Source organism: Staphylococcus sp. EG-SA-2 (genome assembly GCF_017152085.1).
Map to the genome: position 1 here is coordinate 1 of NZ_JACYHC010000612.1, position 2525 is coordinate 2525.

General features: G+C 39.0%; 1 pseudogene. It reads right to left on the reverse strand.

Going from position 1 to position 2525, the window contains the following annotated elements:
* A pseudogene (gene sasA, locus IDG60_RS10975) lies at positions 1-2525 on the reverse strand (serine-rich repeat glycoprotein adhesin SasA); the annotation flags it as partial.

Here is a 2525-nt window from a genome sequence, read left to right on the forward strand (position 1 = left end):
GATGCACTTGTACTTCTTGATGTGCTTTGTGAATCGCTTAATGATGTTGATGTTGAATCGGATTCACTTGTACTTTCTGATGTTGAGCCAGATTCTGATGTACTTACCGATGTTGATAAACTTGCAATGGTCGACATGCGGTTTGAAGTTGATGTACTTAGCGAATCACTTAATGATGCTGATGTGCTTTGTGAATCGGATTCACTGCTTTGCATTGACGCAGATGTTGAATCACTTAAAGATGTTGACGACGAATCGGATTCACTTGCGCTTGCTGAGTTACTGAGCGATGTTGACGTACTTGCTGATCCTGAGTTACTTGTACTTGTTGAGTCACTGAGTGATGTTGACGCACTTTCTGATGTTGATTCACTTGCACTTGTTGAGATACTTTGTGAATCAGATTCACTCTCTGAACCACTTAATGATGCTGATGTGCTTGTTGAACCTGATTGGCTCGTACTTTTAGATATACTTGTTGAATCGCTTAGTGACGTTGATGTCGATGTTGATTCACTTTGGCTTGTTGACTGACTTGTATATGTTGATGTGCTTTGTGAATCGGATTCGCTCGTGCTTGTACTTGTTGAGTTTGAGGCACTTTGGCTTGCTGAGTTTGAGTCTACTCCGCTTTGATTCATTGATGCACTTAGTGACAATGACGTACTCGTTGAGTCAGACAAACTTGTACTCGTTGACGTACTTGTACTTCCTGATGTTGATTGAGACATACTTATGCTCATTGATGTTGAATCGGATTTACTTTCACTTGATGATGTTGAGTCGGATTCACTTTCACTTGTAGAACCACTTAATGATGTAGATGTACTAATGGAATCAGATTTACTTGTACTGATTGAATCACTTGTCGACATTGATGTACTTAATGAATCAGACTTACTATCACTTGTGGAATCACTTAATGATGTTGACAAACTTGTAGAGTTAGACAAACTTGTACTCGTTGACATACTCAGTGATGTTGAAACACTCTCGCTCTTAAACGTTGACGTTGATTCACTGATACTTGTCGATGTTGAAATGGACGCACTACCACTTGTTGAATTACTTAATGATGTTGATGTGCTACCAGATTCTGATGTACTGTCTGATAATGACGTACTCTCACTTGTCGAACTACTCACTGACTCTGATGTTGATTCAGACGTACTTTCACTTAATGATTCACTTAAAAAGGCAGATGCACTTTGTGATTCTGAATCGCTAGTACTATTTGATTCACTTAATGATATAGACGTGCTCTCTGAAGCAGATATTGCTTCACTTATAGAATCGCTCGTTGACGTTGATTCACTTATTGAATCAGACTCTGATGTACTTAAGCTTGTGGAATCACTCACAGATGTTGATGTACGTTCTGAATTACTTGTACTTAACGATGTCGAAGTACTTACCGAACCAGATGTGCTCGTAGAAGCACTTTGTGATATTGATTCACTTGATGCAGTTGATGCTGATTTGCTATCACTCGTTGAATCACTAAACGACGTTGATATGCTCATTGAATCGGATTGACTTGCACTCATTGAACCAGACGTACTTTGCGATTCCGAAGTACGTACTGAAGCACTTGTCGACGTTGATGTACTTGTTGAACCTGATTGACTAGTACTTAGTGATAATGACTTACTATCAGAATCAGATGTACTTTGTGAATCACTTAATGATTCTGATGTACTACCTGACTGAGACGTGCTCATTGAACTACTTACAGACATTGATTTACTGTCTGATGCAGATAATGACCCACTTGTACTGATAGAGTCACTTACTATCTCTGAAGTACTCATCGAGTCTGATGTACTTGTTGAGACACTTTGTGATGCTGCTATGCTTAGTGATCCAGAAACAGAACCACTTGTGCTCGTCGAATCGCTCAATGATTCTGATGTACTCATCGATTTTGAATCACTTGTACTTAATGATATTGATGTACTTTGTGAATCTGATTTGCTTGTTGACGCACTTTGAGAGTTGGCTATGCTATTTGAAATACTGATAGAGTCCGAGGTGCTAGCTGACTCGCTCAATGATGTTGATGTACTAATTGCATTCGATGTACTGTCACTTAATGATGCTGATGTACTAGACGACCCTGATATACTCGTTGATAAGCTTTGTGACTTAGACAAGCTTCCTGATGTACTCATACTTAATGAGTCACTGAGTGATGTTGATGTACGCAATGAATCAGATGTACTTGTTGATAGACTTTCGGATTTTTCAGTACTGTTAGAGTTCGAAATCGAATCGCTTAATGATGTTGATTTACTAACTGAACCTGACATGCTTGATGATACACTTTGTGAATTCACTAAACTTGTGCTTGTTGAGCTTGATACACTATTACTTTCAGATGTGCTTAATGACTTAGATGCACTCACAGAATCAGATAGGCTTACACTTGTCGATTTCGAGGTACTAGCTGATGTAGATACCACAATCGATCCTGATGTACTCGTTGATGCACTTTGTGAGTCAGCTTTACTTGTTGAGACACTTTG